2 protein-coding genes and 1 pseudogene are annotated in these 1,473 nt (G+C 60.0%); all 3 read right to left on the bottom strand.

Features of this window, described 5'->3' with window-relative positions; all coding sequences use genetic code 11:
* The coding region (locus tag AC1DRJ_RS27450; RefSeq protein WP_477804914.1) for an efflux RND transporter periplasmic adaptor subunit at window positions 1-795 on the bottom strand (795 nt) is incomplete at its 3' end.
* A gap of 194 nt (window positions 796-989) precedes the next feature.
* On the bottom strand, window positions 990-1,124 hold the full coding sequence (locus AC1DRJ_RS27445) for a hypothetical protein (RefSeq protein ID WP_477804913.1): 135 nt from the start codon (window positions 1,122-1,124) through the stop codon (window positions 990-992).
* A gap of 107 nt (window positions 1,125-1,231) precedes the next feature.
* Window positions 1,232-1,473, bottom strand: a pseudogene (locus AC1DRJ_RS27440) (hypothetical protein); the annotation flags it as partial.

Raw genomic sequence — 1,473 nt, 5'->3', positions numbered from 1 at the left:
GGGCAACAGTTTGCCGTCGGGGTTGTCCAAGGTGGCGCGCACCTGCATGTTGCGCGTGCTGCTCTCGAGCTTCGGGTTGATCGCGCTGATGGTGCCGGGGAAGGTTTGGGACGGATAGGCCGCAACAATGATTTCGACCGACTGGCCAATCGCGATTTTAGGCACCGACTGTTCGGGCACGAAAAAGTCGACATAAAGGCTACTGAGGTCTTGCAGGGTGGCGATCATGGTGCCGCTGGCCATATAGTCGCCGACGTCGACCTGGCGAATGCCGATGGTCCCGCCGAACGGCGCCAGGATGCTCTTTTTGCCAAGCGCAGCCCTGAGTTGATTGACCGACGCCTTGGACTTTTTCAGGACGGCCGAGAGTCGGTCGAACTCGCCTTTGGAAATGGCCTGGCTGCCCACCAGTTGGCTACCGCGACCGTAATCGAGCTGGGCCAGCCCGAGGTCGGCCAGCGCCGTTTCCAGCAAGGCACTTTCCACGGCGCTGTCGAGTCGCAAGAGGGGTTGACCGGCCTTGACCGTTTGCCCTGACTGGAACTGCACATCCGTAACGGTGCCGTCGGTCTCCAGGCTCAGATCCACGCCTTGCAACGCCTTGATCGTGCCGACGGTAGGMAGGCGGGTTTGCCACGGACGTTCGGCAGCGGTGGCCACAGCGACACTGATTGGCGGTTTTGGCGCAGAGTAGCCTTGAATCATCCTGTAGATGGAGAAGGCTTTATAAGCGGCCAGGACCAGCACGATCAGCAGAACAACACCCAACATGATCAGCATGCGGCGACGCAGCAGATTTCCAGTTCCTTGGAGAAAGACAGGGTCGCCCACCATTGGCGCCGGCAGCTCAGAGCGCCCCAAGGGTCAACTCCATCGCCAGTACAGCGGACAACGCCAGCATCATCAGCAACACCATAAACAATAGGCACAACTCAGCGAGCTGCTTATAAAGGCGTATCGGCCTTTTCGTGATTAGAGCAATTGACTTACTAGTAGTAGCCATCACCAACTCTCCCTTTTCCGCGGAACACGTAATAGCTCTGGAAGGTGTACATCAGGGTCACCAGCAGGATGAACAGCGCGCCGATCAGGGCGAACAGCCGACCGGTGATGCCACCGCTCACAGGCTGTCGGATGGCGGGGGATGTACGGCCAGATGCTCAGTGCCAGGCCGATGTAACCGAGGAGCATCAGCACCAGGGTGAACACAACTGGCCAGTGCATATGACGTTGGCGTCGGTAGGGTCGGGTCGAGTTTTTCCGTGCCGAACTCTTCGAGCAACAGCAGTTGCTGAGTGTACGGCTGAGCCCAGAACAATCGGCTGGGCTTGCCGTTGGGCAGGACGGTCGCGCCTTGGTGGGCTGGTGGCAAGGTCAGCACATCCAGCGCGGCCTTGAGGTCGGCCGGCGGATTGGTAAACGCCGAGGGGGGCGTCGGTGGTGGTGAGCCGAAATCATCCAGCGCCACGGCGC

The organism is Pseudomonas sp. P5_B2, assembly GCF_056400445.1.
The sequence above is the reverse complement of the archived record's forward strand: the minus strand, read 5'-3'. Positions and strand labels throughout refer to the sequence as shown.